We start from the raw sequence: 24652 nt of genomic DNA, 5'->3' as shown, positions 1-24652 counted from the left end.
TCCTTCATCTCCACTTCCGTCGCCGCGCCGACCTTGATCACGGCCACGCCGCCGGCCAGCTTGGCCACGCGCTCCTGGAGCTTCTCGCGGTCGTAGTCGGAGGAGGTTTCCTCGATCTGCGCCTTGATCTGCTTGATGCGGGCCTGGATGCGCTCGGCGTCGCCGGCGCCGTCGATGATGGTGCTGTTTTCCTTGGTGACGACGACGCGCTTGGCGCGGCCCAGATCGTTGATCGTGGCCTTCTCCAGCGACAGGCCGACTTCCTCGGAAATCACCGTGCCGTTGGTGAGCACGGCCAGGTCTTCCAGAATGGCCTTGCGGCGGTCACCGAAGCCCGGGGCCTTGACGGCGCACACCTTGACGATGCCGCGAATGGTGTTGACCACCAGGGTCGCCAGCGCCTCGCCTTCCACTTCCTCGGCCACGATCAGCAGCGGCTTGCCGGCCTTGGCCACGCCTTCCAGCACCGGCAGGAGATCGCGCACGTTGGAGATCTTCTTGTCGTGGATGAGGATGAAGGGGTCGTCCAGCTCGACCTGCTGGCTCTGCTGGTTGTTGATGAAGTACGGCGACAGGTAGCCGCGATCGAACTGCATGCCTTCCACGACGTCCAGCTCGTTGTCCAGGCCCGAGCCTTCCTCGACGGTGATGACGCCTTCCTTGCCGACCTTCTTCATCGCATCGGCGATGATGGTGCCGATCGACTCATCGGAGTTGGCCGAGATGGTGCCGACCTGGGCGATGGCCTTGTCGTCGGCGGTGGGCTTGGAGAGGTTCTTCAGCTCGGCGACGGCGGCCTTGACGGCCTGATCGATGCCGCGCTTCAAATCCATCGGGTTCATGCCGGCGGCCACTGCCTTGACGCCCTCGCGGATGAAGGCCTGGGCCAGCACGGTGGCGGTCGTGGTGCCGTCACCGGCGGTGTCGGAGGTCTTGGAGGCGACTTCCTTCACCATCTGCGCGCCCATGTTCTCGAACTTGTCGGCCAGCTCGATCTCCTTGGCGACGGACACGCCGTCCTTGGTGATCGTGGGGGCACCGAAGCTCTTGTCGAGCACGACGTTGCGGCCCTTCGGACCGAGGGTTGCCTTGACGGCATTGGCGAGCACGTTGACGCCGCGCACCATGCGCGAGCGTGCGTCTTCACCGAAACGGATGTCTTTTGCGGCCATGGGTTTCTCCGGGAATAGGGAATAGAGAATGGGGAATGGTTGAAGCGGAGGCGTTGCGGCGGAATGGAGTTGCGGGCGGGATCGAAGCGCGACGCGCCGTTGCGATTCCCGGTTCCCGACTCCCCATTCCCCCGATCATCAGCCGATGATCGCGAACAGGTCGTCCTCGCGCACCACGAGGTATTCGGTGCCGTCGACCTTGACCTCGGTGCCCGAGTACTTGCCGAACAGGACGGTGTCGCCGACCTTGACCTGGAGCTTGCGCACCTGGCCGTTGTCGAGCAGCTTGCCTTCGCCCACGGCGATGACTTCGCCGCGGATCGGCTTCTCGGTGGCGCTGTCCGGGATCACGATGCCGCCGGCGGAGACCTTCTCTTCTTCCAGGCGCTTGATGATCACGCGGTCGTGGAGCGGGGTGAGTTTCATGACAACCTCTCGTAAGTTCTTGATTGATGGATGACACCGGCGGTCTGTCAGCACTCGCAAGTGTTGAGTGCCAATTCTAGCCGAAACGAAAACCGCTCAGGAAGCGGATGCTTGCCAAATGGGGGCGCGCGCCGCCGGTTCAAGGGCCGGGTGGCGATACCTCAGCGATGGATCAGCGCCGCGCCAGACAGGCCGCCAGGCGCGACTCCAGCCGCAGCAGCCACAGCGCCGCACCCGTAGCGCCGAGCGACAGGCCCGCCAGCACACCCAGCGCGTTGGCCAGCCCATCCAGCGCATCGGCGCTGCGCGCCTCGGGGACCAGCACGCCCTGCGCCCACTCCAGCGCAAGGCCAAGCGCCACCAGGCCGATCGCGACGATCCAGCGCGTCCGCAGCGAGGCGAACAGCTGCATCGCGGAAAACGCCAGTGCGAAGTAGGCGGAAAAGTGCAGCAGCTTGTCCGAATCGCGCGGCATCTGCGTCGCCATCGGCGGCGGCGGAACCAGTGACAGCACGATCACCGCCAGCACCGCCGCGCACCACAGCCCGAGCCACAGCCGCGGCCAGCGGAGGGGGCGCATCACAGCCGCCAGCGCTGGTCGCCCTGAAGAAAGGCGTGGGTCAATTCCACCCCGCGCGTGAAGCCCATCACCTGGAACGCCTCGCCCATCGCGCCGGGCAGGGTAAGCTGCTTGACCTGCTGCGCGAGGGCGTAGCGGGTGGCTTCGTCGGGGGCAATGCCGTGCAGGGTCTGGAAGCAGTCGACCAGCCGGTTCCCGAGCAGGAACGCGGACTGCGAGCAGTAGCCGGCCAGCTCGAAACCTGCACCGACGCCGGCCTCGGCCAGCGCGGTGAAGTCCACCGAGGCGGTCAGGTCGGTCAGGCCCGGCCACAGGAAGGGATCATCCACCAGGCGGTGCCGGTGAAAGCCGCGCAGCGTGCCCTGCAAGCGCTCGGGCGCGTAGTAGTCGCGCCGGGAATGGCCGTAATCGACGAACAGCATTGCGCCCTCGCGCAGCAGCCCGCCGACCGCCTGGATCCAGTAGGGCAGCTGCGGCAGCACTTCCGACCGCATCCCTTCGGGCAAGGGCTCGCCCAGGTCGCGCTCGATGTGGCGCACCGCCGCGCACAGGAAGGCGTCCGCCGGCTGATCGACGCGCAGCAGCTGCCCTTCCGGATCCAGCGCGACGTGCTCTTCGAAAACCTCGCCCCCACGCAGCGTGAAGCGCGGCGTCGGCAGCGCATCGAGTACCTCGTTGGCGAACAGCACCCCGCGCCAGTCCGCCTCGGGCGGGCCGTCCAGCCAGGTCACGCGCTCCATCAGCGCCGGCGGCAGGGCGTCGGTCAGGCGTTCGCGCTGGCGCTCGCGCAGGTCCGCCGAAGGTTCGAGGATGGCGTAGCGCGCCGGCACCGCGTCCAGCAGGGCGAGGTGGACCAGCACATCCTGCGCGAAGGCACCGCTGCCGCCGCCCAGCTCCAGGAACTGCGCGTCGGGAAAGCGCGACAGCACCGGTGCCACCGCTTCGGCCACGCACTGGGCGAACAGCGGCCCCAGCTCGGGCGCGGTGACGAAATCGCCGGCGCGCCCGAACTTGCGCGCGCCGGCGCTGTAGTAACCCAGGCCCGGTGCATACAGCGCCAGCTCCATGTAGCGCGAAAACGGGATCGCGCCGCCCTCGGCGCGGACCGCGTCGCGGATCACGGCGGTCAGGACGGCGCTGTGGGCGCACGCGGCTTCGTCGGGTTCGGGCAGGTCGGCTTGCACGCCTCGCCTCCGGGCGGAAAGGGCCGCCATGGTACGCCGGCGGGCGCTGGAACGCGCCTGGTGACGGGCAGCATGGATTCGGCGGTCGGGAAAAGGATAAGGTGACGGCATGACCACGCCACGCCCCGTCGCCCTCGTCACCGGTGCCGCGCGCCGCATCGGTGCCGCCATTGCCACCGCCCTGCACGCGGCCGGCTACGACCTCGCGCTGCACTTCCACCGCAGCGCTTCGGAAGCCTCGGCGCTGCAGGATGCGCTGGAGGCACGACGCCGCCACAGCACCGCGCTGCTGCAGGCCGATCTCTCCGATACCGCGCGCCTGCCTTCGCTGGTGGAGCGCACCGTGGTGCGGTTCGGCCGCCTCGATGCGCTGGTCAACAACGCCTCGGCCTTCTTCCCCACGCCGATCGGCGAATCCACCGAGGCGATGTGGGATGCGCTGATGGGTGCCAACGCCAAGGCACCGTTCTTCCTCTCGCAGGCCGCGGCGTTCTATTTGCGCGAATCGCGCGGCGCGATCCTGAACCTTTCCGACGTGTACGCCGAGCGTCCGCGCGAACGCCACGCGGTCTACTGCATGAGCAAGGCGGCGCTGTCGATGATGACCCTGGCGCTGGCGCGCGAGCTGGCCCCCGAGGTTCGCGTCAACGCGATCGCGCCGGGGGCGATCCTGTGGCCCGAAGCGGGTGATGATCCCGAACTGCGCGCATCGGTCATCGCCCGCACCGCGCTCGGACGCACCGGCACCGCGGCGGAAATCGCCGAAGCGGCGGTGTTCCTCGTCGACGCCGCCAGCTACACCACCGGTCAGGTGCTGCGCGTGGACGGCGGGCGCTGGCTGGAGATCTGAGTCGGCCGCCCCGCCCCGCGCTGCCCGCCCGCTCCGCGCCTAGAGCGCCCACGGCTCGACCGGCGCGGGCCGCGCATGGTCGGCGTGTTCGGCCCACAGCGCGGCCAGTGTCCTGCCCGACAGGGGATCGACGAACTGCGGGGCCAGCATCGCCAGCGGTTCGAGCACGAAGGCGTGCCGCACGTCCGGGCGCGGCAGGCGCGGCGCATCGCACACCCGCGCCCCGAGAAACACCAGGTCCACATCGAGCGTGCGCGAGGAGTAGCGCGGCGCGTCGCGGCGGCGGCCGCGGGCATCCTCCAGCGCGTGCAGGAAGTCGTGCATCGGCCCCGGCTCCAGCGCGGTCTCCACCGCCGCCGCGGCGTTGAGAAAATCCGGGCCATCGAAACCGACCGCGCGACAGCGCAGCACCGGCGAGAAGCGCGCGCCGGGAAACGCGGCGCGCAGGTCGGCCGCGGCGGCGCGCAGGTTCGCCGCGGGATCGATGTTGCTGCCAAGGCTCAAGAGGGCCAGGGCCATGGGGTGCTGTCCCGCAACGCGCAGTGCGCGAAGCCGCGAATTCTAGGATCGAAGCCGCATCCGGCCAAGCCGGCGTGGTCTACTGCCAGTGCCGTGCCTGTCGGCACCAGACCACGCTCAGCACGGACACCCTGTTGGAAGGGACCCAAGCTCTTGTCCATGCCGTCGGCAATCTGCCACTGGCGCTGCACGATGCCGATGCGGACTTCGCTGCGCGGTGTCACTACAAGTGCGTCAACGCGGAACCGGGCGCGGTCGCCGGGGCGCTCGTGCACGCCCGCCACGCACGCGCCGACCTGCCGCGGTTTTCCGGTTGGTGGGGGCATGAGAAGGCATCACGCTTTGCGATGGGGCCTCAGTTCGTGCCCGCCCCCGGCACCGACCGGGCGCGATGCCGGACGAGCGCTGTTCGAATTCCTCTGCGAGAGCGGCGTGCTCGGCGACTGGCGCGAGCCGGACGTGATCTGCATCTCGCCTGCGCCGCTCTACAACACCCATCTGGACGTGCTGCGCTTCGCCCAACTCGCCGCGGTCTGGCGCGACAGCACAGGGGGAGTGTCTCGCATCCGCGCCGATCTGTGCGCCGTTCGCCCTGCATCGTGGCCATTGGAACGGCGTTGTGGCCGCTCATCATGTTGTTTCCCCGCCATCGACACCGGCTGGCAGGCTGACTCCGTCCCACCCACTGACGGAGAATCACGATGAACCGCATACCCATCTCCCCGCGCAACCGCCTTTCCTCGCTGTGCCTGGCACTGCTGGCCGCCGTGGTCATCGCACCTGCGACGCCTGCGGCCGGAAAGACCACCGCCCCGCTCGACATCCAGGTGGAAACCCTCGGCCAAGGCCGCCCGGTACTGACCATTCCCGGGCTTAACAGCCATGCGAGCGTCTGGCGCGAGACCTGCGAAGCCTTGAAGGATGTGCAGTGCCACCTGGTGCAACTGCCCGGATTTGCAGGTGCCAAACCCGCCGGACACGACGAATTCCTGGATGAAATGGCGCGGCAGGTGCTCGCGTATGTACGCGAGAACGATCTGCGCCAGCCGGTGGTGATTGGCCACAGTCTGGGCGGATTCCTGGCGTTGAAACTGGCATTGGCCGACGCGGATGCCGTCGGGCCGCTGGTGATCGTCGACTCGCTGCCGTTCTTCTCGGCGGCGATGAATCCGACGGCGACGTCTGAATCGGTCAGGCCGATGGCCGAGGCAGTCCGCCAGCAGATGCTGTCCTCCGACGATGCCACGTATCGGCAACAGGCTGCCGCCTCCGTGCGGAACATGGCGCGTGACCTGGTCCGTGTGGAAGAACTGGTGCGCTGGGGCGAGAACAGCGACCGCGCCACCACCGCACAGGCCATGGTGGAATTGATGACCGCCGACCTGCGCGGCGAGCTGGGTGCCGTGCGCTCGCCGACGCTGGTGCTCGGTGCCTGGGCCGCCTATGCCGCGTTTGGCCAGACCCAAGAGGCTACCCGCGCGATCTTCGAGGGCCAGTACGCCGCCCTGCCCGGTGTCCGGATCGAATTGAGCGAGGCCGGCTATCATTTCCTGATGTGGGACGATCCGCAGTGGCTGCAGGCGCAGGTGGGACAGTTTCTGACAGCGCATCCGGCCAAAGACGACTGAAAGGAGAAATCCCGATGAATCCGATCCCGTTGATGAAAGCCTGCGGCTTGGTTCTGGTGCTTGTCGGTACGATGCTTCTCGTGATTGGCCTGGCCACCGGAAAAGTCGCGATCTGGGGGGCCGCGCCTGGCATAGCCGCCCTGGGTGTGGTGCAGCTGGCGCTGTCCGGAAAGCGCCAGGCGTGATGGCGGAAATGCGGACGATGCCCGGCGACGAGGCCTCCGCCCGGTTCTGGTGGACCAACCTCGCGCCGTGGTTGGCCTACCTGCTGATCAACCTGGTGTTGTTAAGCAACTACGCCAGCTGGACCTCCGGCATGACGATGATCTGCGTCCTGCTGTCGACAGCGTTGTATCTGGTTTCCGGTGCCATCCGGCATCTGGCGCAGCGCCATGGCTGGCTGGACAAGGAACTGGGCGCACTTTGCTGGCGCCTGCTCACCTGTGTGCTGGTCGGTGCGGCGCTGGTGCAGATCGCTATCGCCGCGGTGCTGCGGCCAATGCTGATGCTGGGCTGGATCACGCTGCCCGATGGGGGCGACTTCAGCATGGGGGCGAGTTTCGGCTACTGGATCAACACATCCATCATGCTCGGCCTGTGGGTGGCCGGCTGGATTGGCTGGCGTGCGCTGCGCCACGCCCGCGAAGCGCGTGAGGCGCGAATCCGTGCCGAGTCCGAACGCCAGCAGATGCAACAGGACGCACTGCGCGCCCGCCTCAATCCGCACTTCGTGTTCAACGCGCTCAACAACCTGCGCGCGCTGATCCTGGAAGATCCGCAGCGTGCCCGCGAACTGGTCGGCCGCCTATCCAATACCTTGCGACACGCGCTCGGACACACCCGGCACGATGCCGTGCCGCTGTCCGAAGAAGTGGCCGTGGTCGAGGACTATCTCGCGATCGAGTCGGTGCATTTCGAAGACCGCCTGTGCGTGCTTCGCGATATCGATCCGGCCACGCACGAGGCGCTCCTGCCACCGATGGCGCTGCAACTTCTGGTCGAGAACGCGATCAAGCATGGCATCGCGGTCACCCCCGGCGGCGGCGAACTGCTCATCCGTGCCGAAACGCTGCCCGGTCTGCTGCGTCTGACGGTGGAGAATCCGGGAACAGTGGGCCATGGCGGCGATGGCCATGGTGTGGGACTGGCCTACCTGCGTCATGTGCTGGGGCGCGCGCATGGCCGTTTCGCGCTCGAACAGAGCGGCGAAACCGTCCGCGCCACACTGGAGATTCCACAATGAGCACACCGCCGCTTCGTGTCCTGATCGTCGACGACGCTCGCCTCGCCCGCGCCGAATTGCGCACCCTGCTGGCGTGCATCGACGACGTGGAACTGGTCGGCGAAGCCGAGGACGTGCCGCAGGCGCGCGCCGAAATCACACGCCTGCATCCCGATCTGGTGCTGCTCGACATCCAGATGCCGTCCGGCAGCGGTTTCGATGTGCTCGATGCGCTCGACGTCATGCCCGCCGTGGTGTTCACCACCGCGTACGACCACTACGCGCTGCAAGCCTTCGAGGCCAATGCGCTCGACTACCTGCTCAAGCCGGTGGATCCGGTTCGGTTGGCGTCGGCGCTGGATAAAGCTCGTGCCAGTCGATCCATGAGCGCTGCGCCTGTCGCGAATGACGGGCGCAGCGCACTGGGTGCCGAGGATCAGGTGTTCCTGCGCGATGGCGAACGCTGCTGGTTCGTCGCCACCGGAGAGATCTCGCGCATCGTGGTCGATGGCAACTACGTTCGTATCTGGTTCCGTGAGCACGCTGCGCTTCTGGCGCGCAGCCTGTCGGCGCTGGAAGCCCGCCTCGACCCGGCACTGTTCTTCCGCGCCAACCGCAACACCCTGGTCAACTTGCGCCACATCCGCACGGTGGAACCGTCGGTTTCCGATGGCTATACACTGGGACTGCGCGATGGTGGCGAGGTCGAGGTTTCCCGTCGGCAGGCACGCGAGCTGCGCGAGCGCTTGGCGCTGTAACCTGCCGCGGGAAAGAATTGACCTTGATCGAGGCTCGCCTCTGCACTCGTCCACGCAAGATGCACGGATTCAAAACGCCCCTCGAAGTGTTCGAGGATTCTGTCAACGGTGTTGCGGATCAGTATTGAATCCGCCCTGTCAATCCAGCGCCCAATCCGGGCATCATAGTACTGTTCCGAATATGGAGCCGATGCCAGCCGTGAGCGCCATGGCAAGCGCTCCCCAGAAAGTCACTCGCACGGTTGCCCGGACAACGTTCGCTCCCCCCGCCCGCGCGCCAATGGCACCCAGCAAAGCGAGGAAAATCAGGGAGGCGATCGATACCCCCGCGACCAGAAGGCGGCCAGGCAAGAGAACGACCATGGCGAGTGGGAGCGCGGCCCCGACCGCGAAGGTGGCGGCCGAAGTCAGGGCCGCCTGTATCGGCCGTGCCGCAGTGACTTCCGAAATCCCGAGCTCATCACGTGCATGGGCGGAGAGCGCATCTTTCGCCATCAGCTGGTCAGCGACCTGCCTTGCAAGGTCAGTCTCGACACCGCGATCCACGTAGATCCGCGTCAGCTCCTCTAATTCGAATTCCGGCTGGCTGGCGAGTTCGACCCGCTCGCGCGCGAGATCGGCCTGTTCCGTGTCGGACTGCGAACTGACCGAAACATATTCCCCCGCCGCCATCGACATTGCACCCGCAACAAGGCCGGCCACCCCGGCAACCAGTACTTCGGAGGTCGTCGCCGATGCCGCAGCGACGCCAACAATAAGGCTCGCTGTTGAGACGATTCCGTCGTTCGCTCCAAGAACCGCAGCGCGAAGCCAGCCAATGCGCGCGACCAGATGATTCTCCGGATGCAGGTGGAGTCGGGACACCGGAGTTTCTCCTTTAGACGTCTCGGAACATGCAGCCTGTCAGATCGTGAGGACCGATGCAAAGCCTGCAAGACCTTGGAACTCCCTACTCACCTTGCCTTCACCTGATGCTTGTGCCACGAGCGCGTTTGCCGTTCGGCCAGCTGCTCCTTCGAGCGCAGGCAGACTTCGAGCAGGGCGGCATCGTTGGCCGCAGCGATGCGCACCGGGAAACGCGGCGCGCAGGTCGGCCGCGGCGGCGCGCAGGTTCGCCTCGGGATCGATGTTGCTGCCAAGGCTCAGGAGGGCCTGGGCCATGGGATGCTCCGTGTCGGGGCCACGCCGGGCGACGGGGCGGATTCTATCGCCCGCGCCGGGCCTTCAGGAGGCGTCGGGAGACGACGCACCCACCATCGCACCGCGCAGGTCGTGCCCGCTCGGGGTCTGGAATACCCTCAGGCCGAACTCGGGCAAGACCGCCAGCAGGTGATCGAAGATGTCCGACTGCACGCCCTCGTACACCACCCAGCGGGTGTCGACGCTGAAGCAGTAGACCTCCAGCGGCAGCCCGGTGCTGACGGGCTGGAGCTGACGCACCATGATCGTCATTTCCTGGTTCACGCCCGGATGCGCGCGCAGGTAGCGGTCGACGTAGGCGCGGAAGGTGCCGAGGTTGGTGAGGCGGCGGCGGTTGATGGCGTCACGCTCGGCCCATTCGCCCAGCGCGCGGTTCCAGTCGGCCAGTTCGCGGGCCTTGTTCTCCAGATAGTCGTCGAGCAGCTGCAGGCGGCGCAGGCGCGCGTTGTGTTCGCTTTCCAGGAACGCCACCGAGGTCTGGTCCAGGTACAGGGAGCGCTTGATGCGCCGTCCGCCGGATTCCTGCATCCCGCGCCAGTTCTTGAACGATTCCGACAGGAATCGCTTCATCGGGATGGCGGTGATGGTCTTGTCCCAGTTCTGCACCTTCACTGTGTGCAGGTTGATGTCGATCACGTCCCCGTCGGCATGCGCCGAGGGCATCTCGATCCAGTCGCCCAGGCGGATCATGTCGTTGGAACTGACCGTGGCCCCGGCCACCATCGACAGCAGGGTGTCCTGGAAGACCAGGATCAGCACCGCCATCATCGCGCCCATGCCCGAAAGCAGGACCAGCGGCGAGCGGTCGATCAGCACCGCGACGATCAGCACCGCGGCAATGGCAAAAATGATGATCTTGACCAGCTGCAGGAAACCCTTGATCGGCCGGTCGCGCGCGCCGGGCTGGCGCTCGTACAGGACCAGGGCCAGGTCCAGCGCCTTGCCGATCGCCAGTGCCACGGTCAGCACGATGAAGGCCGAGCCCAGGTTGCGCACCAGGGTGACGACGGTCTCCGGCAGGCCCGGCACGACCGCCACGCCGGCCATCAGCACCAGCGCCGGCACCACGTTGGCCAGGCGCGAAACGACGCTGAGCTGGTAGCGCGGATCTTGCGTCGAATCGACACGGCGCAAGAGGCCCGGCAGCGCCTTGCGCAGGGCCCGCAGCAGAATCTGCTTGGTAATGAAGTTGGCCAGCCATGCGCCTGCGCACAGCAGCGCGATGATGATCGCCACGTAGAGCTTCGGGTACGGCGCGAGCGCGTCCTGCAGCGGCTGGATCCACTCCATCACGCCGCACCTTCCCCGCGGCGGGTGATTTTCACGCCGACCGCGCGCGCGCCGCGCACCGCGCCGGGCTTGCTGAGCTTGAGCTGCACCCGGCTGACCGGAAACTCCGCCAGCACCAGCTCGGCGACGCGCTCGGCCAGGGTTTCCACCAGACCGAATCCGGTGGACTGGACGAAGGCCGCCACGCGCTTGCTTACCGCCTTGTAGTCGAGGGTGTGGGCAATATCGTCGCTGGCGGCCGGTACGCGGTTGTCGAAGTCCATCTCGATGTCGAACCACAGCGGCTGGCGGATGCGCCGCTCCCAGTCGTAGATGCCGATCAGGGCCTCGACCTCCAGCTGTTCGATGAATACGGTATCCACGGATCGCTTCCTGCGGCCTCAGGTGCCGGCCGCGAATGCAGCGCAGCCTATCGGGAGCGCCGCGCGAATGCCACGCCGGAGCGCAGTTGCACGATCAGGCATCGGGCGGCAACACGCGGCGCAGCCAGTCGCGCAGCATGCGCTTTTCGTAGCGCAGCGGGTCGCTGTCGATCGGCCCCGATCCGGTCATGAAACCCACGTCGCGCAGCCTGCCCTCGCCCTCGCGCAGCGGCTTTCCGTCCGCATCGGCAAAGACCCAGCGGATCTCGATGCGGGGCGGATACAGATCCTTCACCACGCGCACGTCCTGCAGGCTGATCGCGCGGCCCGGTTCGTAGTCGCCGGCCAGGTCGACATCGACCAGGGTGATGCGCAGGGTCTGGTCGTCCGGCACGCGCGACTCGGCCTGCCGGGCCAGCCAGGCGGCGAGCGCGTGGATCTGCTGTTCGGTGGTGCGGCGGGCCGAACCGCGCAGCCGCTTCACCTCGGTCATCTGGTCATACGCGCCCAGCTCGACGCTGACGCGCGAAACCGCGCCGCCGGGCGCGGGTGCGGTCTCCTGCGCGCGCAGCGCCGGCGCGGCACCCAGCGCCAGCAGCGCGATGGCGGCGGCGATCCACGGCATTCCGATGGTCTTCATGCGGTTTCTCCTCGATGGGCAGGCGGAAGGCATGTTGGAAAGGCAGGCGTCAAGGCTACACCGCGCGATCCAATGCCGTGCAACGCGGAGCGGCGCGAGGCAGCCGCCGGTTCAGTGCTCCAGCATCGGTGGCAACGGGCAGTGCAGCACGGCGCAGATGGTGCGCAGGAGTTCGGCTTCGACCACGCTGACTTCGCCGTCGTGGCCGATGGTGGCCACCAGCCCTTCCACCAGCAGCGCCTTGCCGCGCGGCTCGACCTGGTCCAGCAAGGCCAGGGCACCTTCCAGCGCCGCAACGAAGTCCGGCGGCGGCGCGTAGCGCGTGGCCGCGCCGGGCAGCGCGCGCTCCATGCCGGTGAGGTAGGCGCGTCGCGCCTCCAGCGCGCTGTCGTGGCCCTGCTGCGCGACCACCGCCAGCAGGGTCTCGACCTCCGCCTGCAGCGTCACCAGCTTGCGTCGCCCGATGGGCGCATGGCGCGAGGGGTCGAGTGATTCGACCACCTGCCGGCGCAACAGGCGTCCGAGGCAGTACTCGGACAGCGACACGCGGCCGTCCAGTCCGATCAGGCGCTCGCAGCAGGAAAGAAAGCGCGCCAGATCCGGACGCGGCCGGCGGCGCAGCACCGGGAAGGCGAGCGCGGCCAGCGGCAGGCGCAGCATCGGATGCAGCCGCGATACGGTGCCGTGGAGTTCGAGTGTGGCAGCCGCCGTGGCCGGGTCGATGATCTGCGCCACTTCAGCGAGCTGGCGCTGGCGCAGGCCGGCGTCGGCATCCAGCAGCAGGGCCAGCACCAGCGGCACGGCGCGGTCCTGGCGGCGCGCCAGATCGCGCAGTTCGTCGGTCAGCGCTCCGGAAATCGCCTCGGCGCGCTGCACGTCGTCGAGCGCGGGCGCTCCGACCTGTGCGGCGACGGCCAGGGGTTCGATGTTCACCGGGGCGCGCGCGTCGGGCAGGTTTGCGGCAGCCGCCAGCCGCGTGCCGTCGGGCGCGAATCCCAGTGCCCGGTCTTCCTCCGCGCCGTTCGGGGGCGTGCGCATCCAGCGCACGCGCACCGTTTCGAAGGCCTTGGCGTCGAACGAGGGATCGATGGCCTTGATGCGTTCGAGGATCGGCGGATGGGTGGCGAACCAGGAGGAAAACCCGAGGCCTTCGCCGAACAGCATGTGGCTGACCTCCTCGGTGCCGGCCCCGCCCAGGCGCGAACCGTCGGGCAGGCCGGCGATCTTCTTGAGCGCACCGGCCAGGCCGTCGGTCTGCCGAGTGAACTGCACCGCCGAGGCGTCGGCAAGGTTCTCGCGCGAGCGTGAGACGCCGGCCTTGATCAGGCGCCCGAAGAACAAACCGACGTAGCCGGCCAGCGCCAGCGCCGCGCCGATCATCAGCACCGCCGCCACCCCGCGCGAATCGCGCCCGCCGCGAACGTGCATCAGGATGCGCCGGCCGATGATGCTCACCACCATGATCCCGAACAGCACCCCCATCAGGCGGATGTTGAGGCGCATGTCGCCGTTGAGGATGTGGCTGAACTCGTGCGCGATGACGCCCTGCAGCTCGGCGCGATTGAGCCGCTGCAGCGCGCCGCGCGTGACCGCGATCACCGCGTCGTTGGGCGAGTAGCCGGCGGCGAAGGCGTTGATGCCCGCCTCTTCCTCCATGACGTACACCTGCGGCATCGGCACGCTGGAGGCGATGGCGATTTCCTCGACCACGTTGCGCAGCCGGCGCAGCGAAGGCTCGCGGGTGTCCTCGGCCACCGGCGTTGCGCCCATCGAGCGCGCCACCTCGGCACCGCCGCCGCGCAGCATCGCCACCCGCACCAGGCTGGATACGATGATCACGGTCGGCACCAGCACCGTCATCAGAACCACGGCCTCGGGGCTGCGCGTCACCAGCCAGACCATCAGGTCGAGCACGACGACGATGCCGACCGTGGCCAGCGCGAACAGCGCCACCAGGCGTCGCGAGGAGGTTCGCGCCCGCTGCTGATGCTCGAAGAAATTCATCACCGGCCCCGCCTGTGGATGGGCTGCCGGCGCAGCGCGCCGGCAGCCGTTGGATCAGTTGAACGACACCTTGGGAGCCTCGCGCTTGTGCGCATCGTCCGCGGTGATTTCCAGCAGCGCGGCCGGCTGGAAGTTGAACATCCCGGCGACGATGCTGCTGGGGAACATCTCGCGCTTGTTGTTGTAGCTCATCACCTGATCGTTGTAGGCCTGCCGCGCGAAGGCGACCTTGTTTTCGGTGCTGGTCAGCTCCTCGGAGAGCTGGGCCATGTTCTGGTTGGCCTTGAGGTCGGGATAGGACTCGCTGACCATCATCAGGCGACCCAGCGCCGCGCCCAGGCCGTTCTCGGCACCGGCCAGCTGCGCCATTGCGGCGGCATCGCCCGGATTGGCCTTGGCCGCACCCAACCCCGCGATCGCGGTCGAGCGCGCGCGGATCACCGCCTCCAGCGTCTCGCGCTCGTGCGCCATGTAGGTCTTGGCCACTTCGACCAGGTTGGGGATCAGGTCGTAGCGCCGGTTGAGCTGCACATCGATCTGGGCAAAGGCGTTCTTGTAGGCGTTGCGGCCCTGTATCAGGCCGTTGTAGAGGGCGACGACGAACAGCACCAGCGCGAAACCGGCACCGAAGATGACCAGCAGGAACAGCAAAATGGCGGACATGGGACTTCTCCTGGGTGACGGCACATGATGCACCGGGTCCGGGGCTGCCGGACGATCTGCGCTAAACTGCCACGGTTTCGGCCTTCTGCAAAACCCTGCAGTGAAACGCTATTGCGCAAGACGCCTCGGCGTCGCCCTTGTGACAACCCTGCTTGTCGGCCTGCCGGCAGCGCTGCCGCATGCCGAACCGCTCGCCACCGCCGCCGCGCCTGCGGTGGCGGCACCGCCGTCTCCCCCACGCCTGGCCCGGCGCGAGCAGAAAGCGCTCGCCGACCGCATCGAGCGCCTGGCCGAACGCATCCTGCGCGAAGCGGGCGGCAGCGGCATGGCCATCGCCATCGTGCAGGACGATGCCGTGCTGCTGGAGCGCGGCTTCGGCGTAACCGATGTCGGCAGCGGCGAGAAGGTGGACACCGACACGGTCTTCCGCCTGGCCTCGCTCTCCAAGGCCTTCGCCGGCACCGTCGCGGCGATGCTGGCGCAGGAAGGCGCGCTGCAGTGGGACGCACGCATCGTCGACCACCTGCCCGCGTTCAAGCTGCGCAACATCCACTCGGCGCAGACGCTCAGCGTCGAGGACATCCTCAGCCATCGCGTCGGCCTGCCCTACAACACCTTCGACCGCCTGCTGGAGCAGGACGAACCCTATCCGCTGCTGGTCGCCAAGCTGGGCGAGATCGATCCGGTGTGCGAGGCGGGCGAGTGCTACGGCTACCAGAACATCGCCTTCAGCCTGATCGGCGACATGGTGTTCGCCACCACCGGCGATTTCTATACCCATCAGGTGGAGAAGCGCATTTTCCATCCCTTGGGCATGTACACCGCGACCTACGGCCGCGACGGGCTGGAAGCCAGCGCGCGCTGGGCACGCCCGCACATCCGCCGGAACGGGCGCTGGACGCCGGTACGGCCCAAGGAAACCTATTACCGCATCCCGCCCGCGGCCGGCGTCAATGCCAGCGTGCACGACCTCTCGCTGTGGATGCGCGCCCACCTGGGGCAGGCACCGGAGGTCATGGACCGCGCGCTGCTGGACACCGTCCACGCCCCGCTCGTGGCCACGCCCGGCGAACTGGGCGGCTCGGCCTGGCGGCGCGAGCGGCTGCGCGACGCGCACTATGCGCTGGGCTGGCGCATCTACGACTACGCCGGCCACACGCTCGTCTACCACGGCGGCGCGGTGCAGGGCTATCGCGCGGTGATGGGCCTCTTGCCCGAGCGCGGCTTCGGCATGGTGGTGCTGTGGAACTCGGAAAGCGGGGTTCCCGGCGGCCTGCTCGCCACCGCGCTGGACCAGGTGCTCAAGCTGCCGCAGCGCGACTGGGTGCAGCTCGACCACCAGACCCCGCGCGGAAGGCTGCGCTGAGGCGGGCCGTCGCCGCGGCTATCCGCAAAGAGCAGGTCGCGGAGGCCGCGCGGTGCCCACCGCGTAGGTGATGCGGGGACCAACCCGCACCGTCGTCGAATTTACGCATGGGATCGACCGCCGCGGGCCGCAAGCGGCAGCACCATGACGAGATCGCGCTGCGGGTCGCCGCCCAGCGGAAAGACGTGCTCGCCCGCGACGGCGAACCCGACCTTGCGGTAGAACGCCAGCGCGCGCGGGTTGTGCTCCCACACGCCGAGCCAGACCACGTCGGACGCGCGCTGCCGCATCCGCTCGATGCTGGCCTGCATCAGCGCCTGCGCGATGCCCGCGCCGTGCCAGGCATCGGCGACGTAAAGGCGCTGGATCTCGCCCGGACGGGTGGCCACGACGCATTCCGGCGCCTCGCCCCAGCGCAGCTGGGCGTAGGCGATCAGCCCCCCGTCGTGCTCGCACAGCAGGGTTTCCCGGTCGGGATCGGCAATTTCGGCGGCCTGGATCGCTTCGCCGTAGAGGGCGCGGCAATGGGTTTGCATGTGCGCGGCGCTGTTCATCGCGCCGAACGTGGCCCGGAACGTCGATTCGGCCAGCTCGGCGAGCGCGCGGGCATCGCGCGCGCGGGCGCTGCGGATCACGGGCACGGCGGCCGTCTTCCGCACGCGCCGGTCCGGACCCCGGCAGGAGCCTCCTGCGCATCGCAGGCGCCGGCAGCGATCAGCCTTTCCACCGTCCCATGGCCGCCAGCCCGTTGTCGCGGGCGCGCTGGAACACGGTCTGCTGCGCCTTGGCGAAATTGCCGGTCATGTCGGCGGCCCACAGCCTGAGCGCGGCCTGCTGCATCGCGCGGCCGTAGGAGAAGGACAGCGGCCAGGGCTTGGAACCCATCCGGTTCATCGCATCCAGGTGCGCGGTCGCCTTCTCGTCGCTCTGCCCGCCGGAGAGGAACACGATGCCCGGCAGCGCGGCCGGCACCGTCGACTTGAGGCAGCGCAGCGTGGCCTCGGCCACGTCCTCCACGTCGGCCTGCTCGCGGCAGTCCTTGCCGGCGATGACCATGCTGGCCTTGAGGATGGTGCCTTCCAGCATCACGCCGTGCTCGTAGAGCGCGGAGAACAGCGAGCGCAGCGTGGCCTCGGTGACCTCGTAGCACACGTCGATGTCGTGGCTGCCGTCCATCAGCACCTCCGGCTCGACCATCGGCACCAGGCCGGCCTCCTGGCACAGCGCGGCGTAGCGCGCCAGCGCGTGGCAGTTGGACTCGATGCAGGTGCCGCTGGGCGTGTCCTCGGTGATCGCGATGACCGCGCGCCACTTGGCGAACTTCGCGCCCAGCGCGGCGTATTCCTTCAGGCGCGGGCGCAGGCCGTCGAGGCCCTCGGTCACCACGTCGCCGGGAAACCCCGCCAGCGGCACCGGCCCCTTGTCGACCTTGATGCCCGGCAGGATGCCGGCCTCGGTCATGATGCGGGTGAACGGGACGCCGGTCCTGGTGGCCTGGCGCAGGGTCTCGTCGTAGAGGATCGCGCCGGAAATATGCTCGCCCAGGCGCGGGGTGGTGAGCAGCATCTCGCGGTAGGCGCGGCGGTGCTCCTCGGTGTTCTCGACCCCCACTGCGGCAAAGCGCTTGCCGATGGTGGCGTTGGATTCGTCGACCGCGATGATGCCCTTGCCCGGGGCGACCATGGCCTGTGCGGTTTCTTCCAGCTGCTCGATGCTCATGGTGTGCTCCGTGGGTGTCCGGGTCGTTCGTGACGGCCTTGCAGTATAGCCGGCGCGCGGCCCGTCACCGACCCGACCGGGTGCGTTCGGTCAGCCACTGGGCCACTTCGACAAGTGCGATGTCACATGCAGCACCCGGACGCGAAATATCCTTGCCACCGCGGCGCGGCCGCCGCAATCAGGGCCCGCCGTATCCCAGCAGCAGCATCGTGCCCGAGCCCGCCATGAGCAGCCCCATCACCAGGAACCATGCGAACATACCCGGCCGACCCGGGATCCCGTCTTTGCCGCGCGGCCGGAACGGCAGCGCCAGATCGAAAACGATCCAGAAACCCATCACCACGAAGCCGAGCCCCGCCAGCGGGTTTTTCTGGAGCATCAGCCAGACGGTAGCCAAACCCAGCGCCACGGCGGCAAGGCGCAGCAAAAGGTTGAACCTCCCGGAGTTTGTCGCATTCATTCATGCACCTCATCGGAGTTGGGTGATATCGACACGCGCCGGTTCACGGCGCGCTGTCTTGACGTTCTACCCAGCGATCGGGTGATGGTCAAGCCATCCGCCAGAATCAGCGTGGGCCATCCGGGAGGAATCGGGCCAATCCGCGCCCGCCTCAGGCGCAGCCGCCGCAGCAGGTGCTGCCGCCGCTGATGTGGACCAGGTTCTCCAGCGGCGTCACCTCGCAGCCGATCTGCTGCAGCGCAAACGCGACCTGGCTGGCGCTGGCGGTGGACATCACTTCGAGCACGCCGCGGCGCTCGTCGATGGCGATGCGCGCGCCCGGATCGAGCGGATGCACGGCGGCGGCGACCATGGCGGCGGTGGGGCGGTTGGCGGCAAGCTGAAACTGCATGGGAAAACCCTGCGGATGCCCGATCGGGCGGAACGGGCATCATCGTCGCTCCGCGCGCGCGGCTCACTGACCCAGGTCAGTGCGAAGCCGCGCGATCCGGTGCGGGTCAGCGCGATTCCCCGCTGCGGCGCAGTGTCCAGGTCGTCAGGAGCGCGGCCACCGCACTGGCGATGTTGAGGCTTTCCACCCGACCGCTGCCGGGAATGGTGAGGCGCAGGTCGCAGCGCTCGATCAGCTCCGCGCGCATGCCCTCGCGCTCGGCACCCAGCACGAACACGGTGCGCGCCGGCAGGGTGGCATCGAACAGCGACTGCGTCCGCTCCGGCTGCGGCAAGGTGGCCGCCAGGGAAAAGCCGGCGGCCTGAAGCACGCCGACCGCCGCCGCACCTGCGCCCAGCCGCACCAGCGGCACCGCTTCCGCGCCGCCCTCGGCGACGCGGCAGGCGGCACCGGACAGGGCCAGCGGGGAATCGTGCGGCAGCAGCACGCCGGCCACGCCGAAATGCGCGGCCGAGCGCAGCAGCGCGCCGAAGTTGTGCGGATTTCCGACGCCGTCGAGCCACAGCAGGCAGGCCGGCGCGCCCGGATCGAGCCGCGCCAGCAGGGCTTCCAGCGCCAGCTCGGCGGGACGGCGCATGTCCAGCACCACGCCTTCGTGGTGCTGGCTTCCGGCCAGCCGCGCGAGGTCGTCATCCTCCACCACGCGGTAACCCAGCCGCTGCGCGACGCAGTAGGCCATCAGCTCGCGCAGCGCGCCCATGCGCGAGGCGGCAAGGTAGGCCTTGCGCAGATCCTGCGGGCGCGCCGCGAAGGCGGCAAGGCAGGCGTTGAGCCCGAACACGCGCAGTTCGTCACGCCGCGGGGCGCGCACGCGCGCGGCGTCCCCGTCGCCCGGCGCGGCGGAAGGCGGTGCGGGCGGACGCTCGCTGCGCGCACGCGGCGGTTCCGCACGCTCGCGCTCGCGATCACGCTCGCGGGTGCGTTTGTCGCGGCGCTCGCCCTGCCTCGGCAGCGTCGGCCACACCGGTCCATCCCGACTCATGCGCTTCCTCCGACGACCGGCGTGGTTTCTTCCAGTTTCTCGATCTTGCGCGCCAGCGCCTCGGGCGAGCCGGTGTAGCGCGCCAGCAGCCGATAGAAGGCCGGCACCACGTAGAGCGAGAGCAGGGTCGAGAAGGCCACGCCGAAGATCACCACCACGCCGATCGTGGCGCGGCTGGCCGAACCCGGGCCGCCGGCGGCCACCAGCGGCACCGCGCCCATGATCGTTGCGATCGAGGTCATCAGGATCGGGCGCAGGCGAATCGAGGCCGACTCGGCGATGGCCTCGTCGATGCTGCGGCCCTCGTCGCGCAGCTGGTTGGCGAATTCGACGATCAGGATGCCGTTCTTGGCCGCCAGCCCCACCAGCATCACGATGCCGATCTGGCTGAAGAGGTTGAGCGAGCCGCCCGTGACCCACAGGCCGATCAGCGCGCCCAGTACCGCCAGGGGCACGGTCAGCATGATCACCACCGGGTGGATGAAGCTCTCGAACTGCGCGGCCAGCACCAGGTACACGATCAAGAGCGCCATGGCGAAGGTGAACAGCACCGCGCCGCCGGCCTTCATGTACTCGCGCGACTCTCCCTTGAAGTCGATCTGGGCGATGTCGGGCAGCTCTTCGGCGGCCACCTGCTTGACCCATTCGATGGCTTCGCCCAGGGTGTAATCGGGCGACACGGCGGCGGAAATGGTGATGGCACGCAGGCGGTTGAATCGGTTGAGCGCGCCCGGCTCGGCAATTTCGGAGAGCGTGACCACGCTCGACAGCGGCACCAGGGCACCGCCGCGGGCGCGCACGTGGATGTTCTCCAGGTCGACCGGCGCGCCGCGATCCTGCGTGCGTGCCTGCACGATCACGTCGTATTCCTCGCCCGCATCGACGTAGGTGGTGACGCGGCGCGAGCCCATCAGGCTCTCCAGGGTGCGGCCGATCTCCTGCACCGAAATGCCCAGATCGGCGGCGCGCGACCGATCCACCTGCACCCGCAGCTGCGGCCGGGTCTCCTTGTAGTCCGAGTCCACCGCGACCAGGCCCGGATTCTCCTCGGCGCGCGCCAGGATGCGGTCGCGCCACTGCGCCAGCTCCTCGTAATCCGGCCCGCCCAGCACCACGCTGAAGGGCTGGCCGCGGCTGCGCACCAAACCCGTCCGGACCGAGGGAAACGCGCGCACGCCGGGGATTTCGGCGAGCTTCGGGCGAATCTGCTCCACCACCTCGGTGGTGGTGACGCTGCGATCCTGCCAGTCCTTCAGGAACACGATCGCCATGCCGGTGTGCATTTCCTCGCTGCCGCCCCAGCCGGCCGGGGCGCGGGTGTTGACCCGCTCCAGCGGCTGGCCTTCGCCGAGAAAGGGAGCCAGCGCACGCTCGACCTTGCCGATCTGCTGCACGGTGTAGTCGTAGCCGGCTCCTTCCGGACCGGCAACGGAGATGAAGAAGGCACCGCGATCCTCCATCGGTGCCAGTTCGCTCGGCACGCGCTGGGCGATGAGGAGGCTGGCACCGAGCGCGCCGAGCATGACCAGGGCGAACAGCAGCGGCTTGCGGCTGGTGCGCTCGACCTGGCCGCGATAGGCGCGCGCCACGCGCTCGAGCAGCCGGTTGATCACGCCGATGAGGCCGCGCGCCTGGCCGTGCGGACGCACCAGCTTGGAGGACATCATCGGGGTCAGGGTGAGCGCGACGAAGGCCGAGATCGCAATGGCGGCGGCCAGCGCCACCGACAGCTCGCGGAACAACCGCCCGGTGTTGCCCTCCATGAATCCCACCGGCAGGAACACCGCGACCAGCACCGCGGTGGTCGCGATTACGGCGAAGCCGACCTGACGGGTGCCGCGGATCGCCGCCACCAGCGGCGGCTCGCCCAGGTCGCAGCGGCGCTGGATGTTTTCCAGCACCACGATGGCATCGTCCACCACCAGCCCGATGCACAGCACCAGCGCCAGCAGGGTCAGCAGATTGATGGAAAAGCCGAACGCATACAGCGCGATGAACGCCGAGACCAGGCACACCGGCACCGTCACCGCGGGCACGATCGCCGCGCGCAGGCTGCCCAGGAACAGGAAGATCACCACCAGCACCAGCGCCAGCGCCTCGAGCAGTGTCCAGTACACCCGATCCACCGCCGCCTCGATGAACACGGTGTTGTCGAAGGCCACGAAGATGCTCACGCCCTCGGGCAAGGCACCCTGGATGCGTTCGGCCTCGGCGCGCGCCGCGCGCGCCACGTCGAGCGCATTGGCGGTCGACGTCTTGACAATGCCAAGGCCGAGGTTGGCCTGCCCGTTGCTGCGGTAATAGGAGCGCCGCTCGGTGGAGGCGCGCTCCACCTGCGCCACGTCGCCCAGCCGCACCAGATAGCCGTCGTCACCCTTGCGCAGCACCAGTGCGGCGAAATCCGCGGGGTCCATGTAGCTGCGCGCCATGCGCAGGGTGAAGTCGCGCTCGGCCGACTCGATCCGCCCGGCCGGCAGCTCCACGTTCTCGCGCCGCAGCGCGTCCTCGATGTCGACCACGGTCAGGCCGCGCGCCGCCAGCGCCTCGCGGTCCAGCCAGATCCGCATCGCATAGCGCTGCTGGCCGCCGATCATGACGTTGGCCACGCCGTCGAGCGCCGAGAGCTGGTCCACGATGTAACGGTTGGCGTAGTCGGTCAGCTCCAGCGTGTCCATCGTGGTGGAGCTCATGTTGAGCCACAGGATGGCGTCGGCGTCGGCCTCGACCTTCTCCACGCGCGGCGGATCGGCCTCCTGCGGCAGACGGCTGAGCACCCGGCTGATGGCATCGCGCACGTCGTTCGCGGCGGCCTCGATGTCGCGCTGCAGGGAAAACTCGATGGTCAGGCTGGAGCGGCCGTTGGCGCTGCGCGATTCCAGCGTCTCCACGCCCTCGATGCCGGACACGGCATCTTCCAGGATCTGGGTGACACGGCTCTCCACCACGGCGGCCGAAGCGCCCGGATAGCTCACGCTCACCGATACCACCGGCGGGTCGATCGCCGGCAGCTCGCGCAGCGTCAGGCGGGTGAAGGCCATGAGGCCCATCGCGATCAGCAGCAGGCTCATCACGGTGGCAAGCACCGGGCGCCGGATCGACAGGTCGGAGATCAGCACGGCGCGTGCCTCCGGGGCCGCGGTGCCTTCACGGCTGCGCCTCCGGTGCCACCACGCGCACGCGCGCGCCCGGGCGCAGCTTCACCGTGCCTTCCACCACGATGCGGTCGCCCTCGGCCACGCCCGCGCGCACTTCCACCTCGCCGCGGCGGCGCGCACCCAGCTCGACGTCGGCCTGCTCCACCGTGTCGTCGGGCAGGATGCGATAGAGATAGGCGCGCGTGCCGACCTGTTCGACCGCGATTTCCGGCACCGTCAGCGCGCGCCGCAGCGGTTGCATCAGGCGCACCGTCAGCAGCATCCCGGGCCGCAGCTGGCTCTCGGGATTGGGCAGTTCGGCGCGCACGGTCACCGCGCGGGTCAGGGGATCGACGCGCGAACCTACCGCCGTCACCCGTCCTTCGAACATGGCCTGGGTGAACGCGGCGCTTTGCGCTCGCACGACCTGCCCGACCCCGATCTGTCCCAGATAGGCTTCCGGCACCGGGAAGTCGAGCTTGATGGTGCGGATGTCGTCGAGCGTGGTGATGACGGTGCCCGGCGTCACCAGCGCACCGGGGCTGACCCGGCGGAAGCCGAGCACGCCGGCAAACGGCGCGCTGATGATGCGATCGGCCAGCGCCGCGCGGATCGCATCGGCGCGCGCGCGGGCGGCGTCGCGCACCGCGATCTGGGTATCGAGCTGGCTGCGCGGGATCGTGCCCTGCTTCACCAGTTCGGCGAGCCGGTCATACTGCTTGCTGGCCTCCACGAAGGTGGCCTGGGCGGCTTCCAGCTGCGCCACTTCGGCGCGCCCGGAAAGATCGACCAGCACCGCGCCCGCCTCGACGAAGTCGCCGTCCTGGAAGTTCACCCGCGTCACGGTTTCGCTGACCTTGGAGGTCAGCGTCACCGACTCGTTGGCCTGCGCCGTACCCAGCGCCTGGATTTCGTCCTGCCAGTCGGTCATCACGACCGTGCCGGCCGTGACCACCGCGGCTTGGAGCCCACCCTGCGGACCCTGCGCGCCGTCACGGCCGCAGCCGGCAGGCCCCAGCACGGCCGCCAAGAGCCCGGCAGCGAGCAGGAATCGCGTAGAGGTGGCCGGCCACGGCCTTTGGACATCAGACAAGACAGTTCACCCGAAAGAACGCCGATCCGCCCGATTCTACGGGCACCACGCGCGCCGCGCATGGGTGATCGGTCATGGGCCGCAGCGCCATCCGGCGGCCCCCGGATGGCGTGAAGCGCGCCCCGGAACCAGCGATCGCGCCCGGGTTCTCAGTACGGCACGCGGTAGTGCTCCGGACCCATCAGGTCGATGCCGCACTCCAGTCCGGAAAGCCAGTCGAGAAAATCGCCGATCGCCTTGCCGCGCAGCGGCAGGCCGTGCTGGGGCACGATCAGCACCGGGTCGATGCTGCGCACCATGGCGGACCACAGCCGGGCAACCCGGCGCGAGACCATGTAGCGCCGATGGAAGCCTTCCATCCTCGGGAGCACGGAGGAGAGATCCTCGACCGCGCGGTACTCCTCCCCGCTGGAAATCATCGAAGAACCGACATCGCCGGAAAACAGGATGCGGCTGACCGGATCGTAGAAACTGAAGTTTCCCACCGAGTGCAGGAAATGGGCCGGCAGCGCCAGCAGATGGCTGTCGCCCATCGGGATGCGCCCGCCCTCGTCGGGCAGCAACATGTAGCGGTCGGCATGGGCGTTCTGCTGGTAGCTCGGGACGGTATGGGGCACGAACCGGCCCCAGAGCCTGGAGCAGACCAGGACCGCGGAGGTATACATCAGCCAGCGATCGGCGGCCCCGATGATGTCCGGATCCTGGTGCGAGGCCAGGATCCAGGTCAGATCCTTGAGCGGAACATGGCGGGCCACCGCCAGCGACAGCGGCGTGTAGAGGAGCCCACCGCCCGGATCGAGCAGGGCCGAAGTCCGGCCGCGGGTGATGAGGAACTGGTTGGCCTGGATGCCGTCATCGCTGCGGACCAGGTCGTTGAACACCATGCAGCGATGATCGCCGCTTTCGAAAAGAACATGTGCCATGGAGTAATACGCCGAAAAAGAACCCG

The 24652-nt window shown here is 68.5% G+C and carries 26 protein-coding genes and 2 pseudogenes; 8 read left to right on the top strand and 20 right to left on the bottom strand.

From position 1 onward, the window contains the following. The 4 genes from groL to WB794_RS06980 all read right to left on the bottom strand — a co-directional run. On the bottom strand, positions 1–1172 hold a 1172-nt coding region (gene groL, locus WB794_RS06995; RefSeq protein WP_337335129.1), incomplete at its 3' end, for a chaperonin GroEL. 138 nt (positions 1173–1310) lie between these two features. Beyond that, on the bottom strand, positions 1311–1598 hold the full coding sequence (groES, locus tag WB794_RS06990) for a co-chaperone GroES (RefSeq protein ID WP_337335128.1): 288 nt from the start codon (positions 1596–1598) through the stop codon (positions 1311–1313). 172 nt (positions 1599–1770) lie between these two features. After that, a complete protein-coding gene (locus WB794_RS06985; RefSeq protein ID WP_337335127.1) occupies positions 1771–2178 on the bottom strand; it encodes a VanZ family protein in 408 nt (135 codons plus the stop codon). Then, positions 2178–3392, bottom strand: coding sequence for a class I SAM-dependent methyltransferase (locus WB794_RS06980; protein WP_337335126.1), 1215 nt, complete (start codon positions 3390–3392; stop codon positions 2178–2180). Before WB794_RS06980 ends, WB794_RS06985 begins: the two co-directional genes overlap by 1 nt. 79 nt (positions 3393–3471) lie before the next feature. On the opposite strand from WB794_RS06980, the gene WB794_RS06975 reads away from it, so the two are divergent. Beyond that, entirely contained in the window at positions 3472–4212 is a 741-nt protein-coding gene (locus WB794_RS06975; protein ID WP_337335125.1) for a pteridine reductase, read from the top strand. Between the two features lie 39 nt (positions 4213–4251). Here the strand turns inward: WB794_RS06975 and folK are convergent, their stop codons facing one another. Continuing rightward, complete coding sequence (gene folK / locus WB794_RS06970; RefSeq protein ID WP_337335124.1) at positions 4252–4731, bottom strand: 2-amino-4-hydroxy-6-hydroxymethyldihydropteridine diphosphokinase; 480 nt, start codon at positions 4729–4731, stop codon at positions 4252–4254. 152 nt (positions 4732–4883) lie between these two features. On the opposite strand from folK, the pseudogene WB794_RS06965 reads away from it, so the two are divergent. The 6 genes and pseudogenes from WB794_RS06965 to WB794_RS06940 all read left to right on the top strand — a co-directional run. Beyond that, a pseudogene (locus WB794_RS06965) lies at positions 4884–5268 on the top strand (kynureninase/PvdN C-terminal domain-containing protein); the annotation flags it as partial. A gap of 164 nt (positions 5269–5432) precedes the next feature. Next, the gene (locus WB794_RS06960) at positions 5433–6359 is read left to right on the top strand and encodes an alpha/beta fold hydrolase (RefSeq protein ID WP_337335123.1); all 927 of its coding nucleotides are present in this window, start codon (positions 5433–5435) and stop codon (positions 6357–6359) included. 14 nt (positions 6360–6373) lie between these two features. Next, positions 6374–6544: a hypothetical protein gene (locus tag WB794_RS06955; protein WP_337335122.1), complete on the top strand. Its 171-nt coding sequence runs from the start codon at positions 6374–6376 to the stop codon at positions 6542–6544. A 17-nt stretch (positions 6545–6561) separates the two neighbouring features. Continuing rightward, a complete protein-coding gene (locus WB794_RS06950; protein ID WP_337335121.1) occupies positions 6562–7602 on the top strand; it encodes a sensor histidine kinase in 1041 nt (346 codons plus the stop codon). Further along, positions 7599–8339 carry a LytR/AlgR family response regulator transcription factor gene (locus WB794_RS06945; RefSeq protein WP_337335120.1) on the top strand — a complete coding sequence of 247 codons (741 nt, stop codon included), beginning with the start codon at positions 7599–7601 and terminating at the stop codon, positions 8337–8339. The genes WB794_RS06950 and WB794_RS06945 overlap by 4 nt, the downstream gene beginning before the upstream one ends. A gap of 17 nt (positions 8340–8356) precedes the next feature. Further along, positions 8357–8467 (top strand): annotated as a pseudogene (locus WB794_RS06940) (IS30 family transposase); the annotation flags it as partial. 34 nt (positions 8468–8501) lie between these two features. Here the strand turns inward: WB794_RS06940 and WB794_RS06935 are convergent. The 7 genes from WB794_RS06935 to WB794_RS06905 all read right to left on the bottom strand — a co-directional run bounded on the left by WB794_RS06935 (position 8502) and on the right by WB794_RS06905 (position 14498). Continuing rightward, a complete protein-coding gene (locus tag WB794_RS06935) occupies positions 8502–9203 on the bottom strand; it encodes a VIT1/CCC1 transporter family protein (protein WP_337335119.1) in 702 nt (233 codons plus the stop codon). 39 nt (positions 9204–9242) lie between these two features. Continuing rightward, a complete protein-coding gene (locus WB794_RS06930) occupies positions 9243–9500 on the bottom strand; it encodes a hypothetical protein (protein WP_337335118.1) in 258 nt (85 codons plus the stop codon). A 63-nt stretch (positions 9501–9563) separates the two neighbouring features. Beyond that, positions 9564–10829, bottom strand: coding sequence for a mechanosensitive ion channel family protein (locus tag WB794_RS06925; RefSeq protein WP_337335117.1), 1266 nt, complete (start codon positions 10827–10829; stop codon positions 9564–9566). Beyond that, positions 10829–11191 carry a dihydroneopterin aldolase gene (gene folB, locus WB794_RS06920; protein WP_337335116.1) on the bottom strand — a complete coding sequence of 121 codons (363 nt, stop codon included), beginning with the start codon at positions 11189–11191 and terminating at the stop codon, positions 10829–10831. Before folB ends, WB794_RS06925 begins: the two co-directional genes overlap by 1 nt. Before the next feature lie 94 nt (positions 11192–11285). Then, positions 11286–11831, bottom strand: coding sequence for a DUF3016 domain-containing protein (locus WB794_RS06915; RefSeq protein WP_337335115.1), 546 nt, complete (start codon positions 11829–11831; stop codon positions 11286–11288). Positions 11832–11942: 111 nt separating this feature from the next. Further along, on the bottom strand, positions 11943–13835 hold the full coding sequence (locus WB794_RS06910; protein WP_337335114.1) for a M48 family metallopeptidase: 1893 nt from the start codon (positions 13833–13835) through the stop codon (positions 11943–11945). Positions 13836–13889: 54 nt separating this feature from the next. Beyond that, entirely contained in the window at positions 13890–14498 is a 609-nt protein-coding gene (locus WB794_RS06905; RefSeq protein ID WP_337335113.1) for a LemA family protein, read from the bottom strand. A 139-nt stretch (positions 14499–14637) separates the two neighbouring features. Here WB794_RS06905 and WB794_RS06900 point away from each other — a divergent pair, with 139 nt between their 5' ends. Further along, positions 14638–15864, top strand: coding sequence for a serine hydrolase domain-containing protein (locus WB794_RS06900; protein ID WP_337335112.1), 1227 nt, complete (start codon positions 14638–14640; stop codon positions 15862–15864). A gap of 101 nt (positions 15865–15965) precedes the next feature. On the opposite strand, the gene WB794_RS06895 is transcribed toward WB794_RS06900, so the two are convergent. The 8 genes from WB794_RS06895 to WB794_RS06860 form a co-directional block, all read right to left on the bottom strand. Then, positions 15966–16523 (bottom strand): GNAT family N-acetyltransferase, encoded by a 558-nt coding sequence (locus WB794_RS06895; RefSeq protein ID WP_337335111.1) that lies wholly within the window; start codon positions 16521–16523, stop codon positions 15966–15968. A 55-nt stretch (positions 16524–16578) separates the two neighbouring features. Next, a complete protein-coding gene (locus tag WB794_RS06890) occupies positions 16579–17583 on the bottom strand; it encodes a class I fructose-bisphosphate aldolase (RefSeq protein WP_337335110.1) in 1005 nt (334 codons plus the stop codon). A gap of 178 nt (positions 17584–17761) precedes the next feature. Then, positions 17762–18010: a hypothetical protein gene (locus WB794_RS06885; protein ID WP_337335109.1), complete on the bottom strand. Its 249-nt coding sequence runs from the start codon at positions 18008–18010 to the stop codon at positions 17762–17764. A gap of 184 nt (positions 18011–18194) precedes the next feature. Further along, positions 18195–18434 carry a hypothetical protein gene (locus tag WB794_RS06880; protein ID WP_337335108.1) on the bottom strand — a complete coding sequence of 80 codons (240 nt, stop codon included), beginning with the start codon at positions 18432–18434 and terminating at the stop codon, positions 18195–18197. A gap of 106 nt (positions 18435–18540) precedes the next feature. Then, positions 18541–19476, bottom strand: coding sequence for a TrmH family RNA methyltransferase (locus WB794_RS06875; protein WP_337335107.1), 936 nt, complete (start codon positions 19474–19476; stop codon positions 18541–18543). Then, positions 19473–22544, bottom strand: coding sequence for an efflux RND transporter permease subunit (locus WB794_RS06870; RefSeq protein WP_415926660.1), 3072 nt, complete (start codon positions 22542–22544; stop codon positions 19473–19475). The genes WB794_RS06875 and WB794_RS06870 overlap by 4 nt, the downstream gene beginning before the upstream one ends. Positions 22545–22620: 76 nt before the next feature. Then, positions 22621–23631, bottom strand: a complete 1011-nt coding sequence (locus tag WB794_RS06865; RefSeq protein ID WP_415926659.1) for an efflux RND transporter periplasmic adaptor subunit — start codon at positions 23629–23631, stop codon at positions 22621–22623. 221 nt (positions 23632–23852) lie between these two features. Then, positions 23853–24626 carry an oxygen-binding di-iron domain-containing protein gene (locus WB794_RS06860; RefSeq protein ID WP_337335105.1) on the bottom strand — a complete coding sequence of 258 codons (774 nt, stop codon included), beginning with the start codon at positions 24624–24626 and terminating at the stop codon, positions 23853–23855. Positions 24627–24652 lie beyond the last annotated feature (26 nt).

This window comes from Denitratimonas tolerans (genome assembly GCF_037203605.1).
Taxonomy (GTDB): domain Bacteria; phylum Pseudomonadota; class Gammaproteobacteria; order Xanthomonadales; family Xanthomonadaceae; genus Denitratimonas; species Denitratimonas tolerans.
Note: the sequence above shows the minus strand (reverse complement) of the source record. Positions and strands in the feature narration are given on the sequence as shown.

What these genes read in the sequence shown, in the direction of transcription:
- WB794_RS06975 (WP_337335125.1), top strand. Translation starts at nt 3,472, where the DNA reads ATGACCACGCCACGCCCCGTCGCCCTCGTCACCGGTGCCGCGCGCCGC.
- WB794_RS06945 (WP_337335120.1), top strand. Translation starts at nt 7,599, where the DNA reads ATGAGCACACCGCCGCTTCGTGTCCTGATCGTCGACGACGCTCGCCTC.
- WB794_RS06930 (WP_337335118.1), bottom strand. Translation starts at nt 9,500, where the DNA reads ATGGCCCAGGCCCTCCTGAGCCTTGGCAGCAACATCGATCCCGAGGCG.
- WB794_RS06960 (WP_337335123.1), top strand. Translation starts at nt 5,433, where the DNA reads ATGAACCGCATACCCATCTCCCCGCGCAACCGCCTTTCCTCGCTGTGC.
- WB794_RS06875 (WP_337335107.1), bottom strand. Translation starts at nt 19,476, where the DNA reads ATGAGTCGGGATGGACCGGTGTGGCCGACGCTGCCGAGGCAGGGCGAG.
- WB794_RS06955 (WP_337335122.1), top strand. Translation starts at nt 6,374, where the DNA reads ATGAATCCGATCCCGTTGATGAAAGCCTGCGGCTTGGTTCTGGTGCTT.
- WB794_RS06985 (WP_337335127.1), bottom strand. Translation starts at nt 2,178, where the DNA reads ATGCGCCCCCTCCGCTGGCCGCGGCTGTGGCTCGGGCTGTGGTGCGCG.
- WB794_RS06905 (WP_337335113.1), bottom strand. Translation starts at nt 14,498, where the DNA reads ATGTCCGCCATTTTGCTGTTCCTGCTGGTCATCTTCGGTGCCGGTTTC.
- WB794_RS06860 (WP_337335105.1), bottom strand. Translation starts at nt 24,626, where the DNA reads ATGGCACATGTTCTTTTCGAAAGCGGCGATCATCGCTGCATGGTGTTC.
- folK (WP_337335124.1), bottom strand. Translation starts at nt 4,731, where the DNA reads ATGGCCCTGGCCCTCTTGAGCCTTGGCAGCAACATCGATCCCGCGGCG.
- WB794_RS06890 (WP_337335110.1), bottom strand. Translation starts at nt 17,583, where the DNA reads ATGAGCATCGAGCAGCTGGAAGAAACCGCACAGGCCATGGTCGCCCCG.
- WB794_RS06915 (WP_337335115.1), bottom strand. Translation starts at nt 11,831, where the DNA reads ATGAAGACCATCGGAATGCCGTGGATCGCCGCCGCCATCGCGCTGCTG.
- WB794_RS06910 (WP_337335114.1), bottom strand. Translation starts at nt 13,835, where the DNA reads ATGAATTTCTTCGAGCATCAGCAGCGGGCGCGAACCTCCTCGCGACGC.
- WB794_RS06980 (WP_337335126.1), bottom strand. Translation starts at nt 3,392, where the DNA reads ATGGCGGCCCTTTCCGCCCGGAGGCGAGGCGTGCAAGCCGACCTGCCC.
- groES (WP_337335128.1), bottom strand. Translation starts at nt 1,598, where the DNA reads ATGAAACTCACCCCGCTCCACGACCGCGTGATCATCAAGCGCCTGGAA.
- WB794_RS06950 (WP_337335121.1), top strand. Translation starts at nt 6,562, where the DNA reads ATGCCCGGCGACGAGGCCTCCGCCCGGTTCTGGTGGACCAACCTCGCG.
- WB794_RS06925 (WP_337335117.1), bottom strand. Translation starts at nt 10,829, where the DNA reads ATGGAGTGGATCCAGCCGCTGCAGGACGCGCTCGCGCCGTACCCGAAG.
- WB794_RS06880 (WP_337335108.1), bottom strand. Translation starts at nt 18,434, where the DNA reads ATGCAGTTTCAGCTTGCCGCCAACCGCCCCACCGCCGCCATGGTCGCC.
- WB794_RS06870 (WP_415926660.1), bottom strand. Translation starts at nt 22,544, where the DNA reads ATGAGCCTGCTGCTGATCGCGATGGGCCTCATGGCCTTCACCCGCCTG.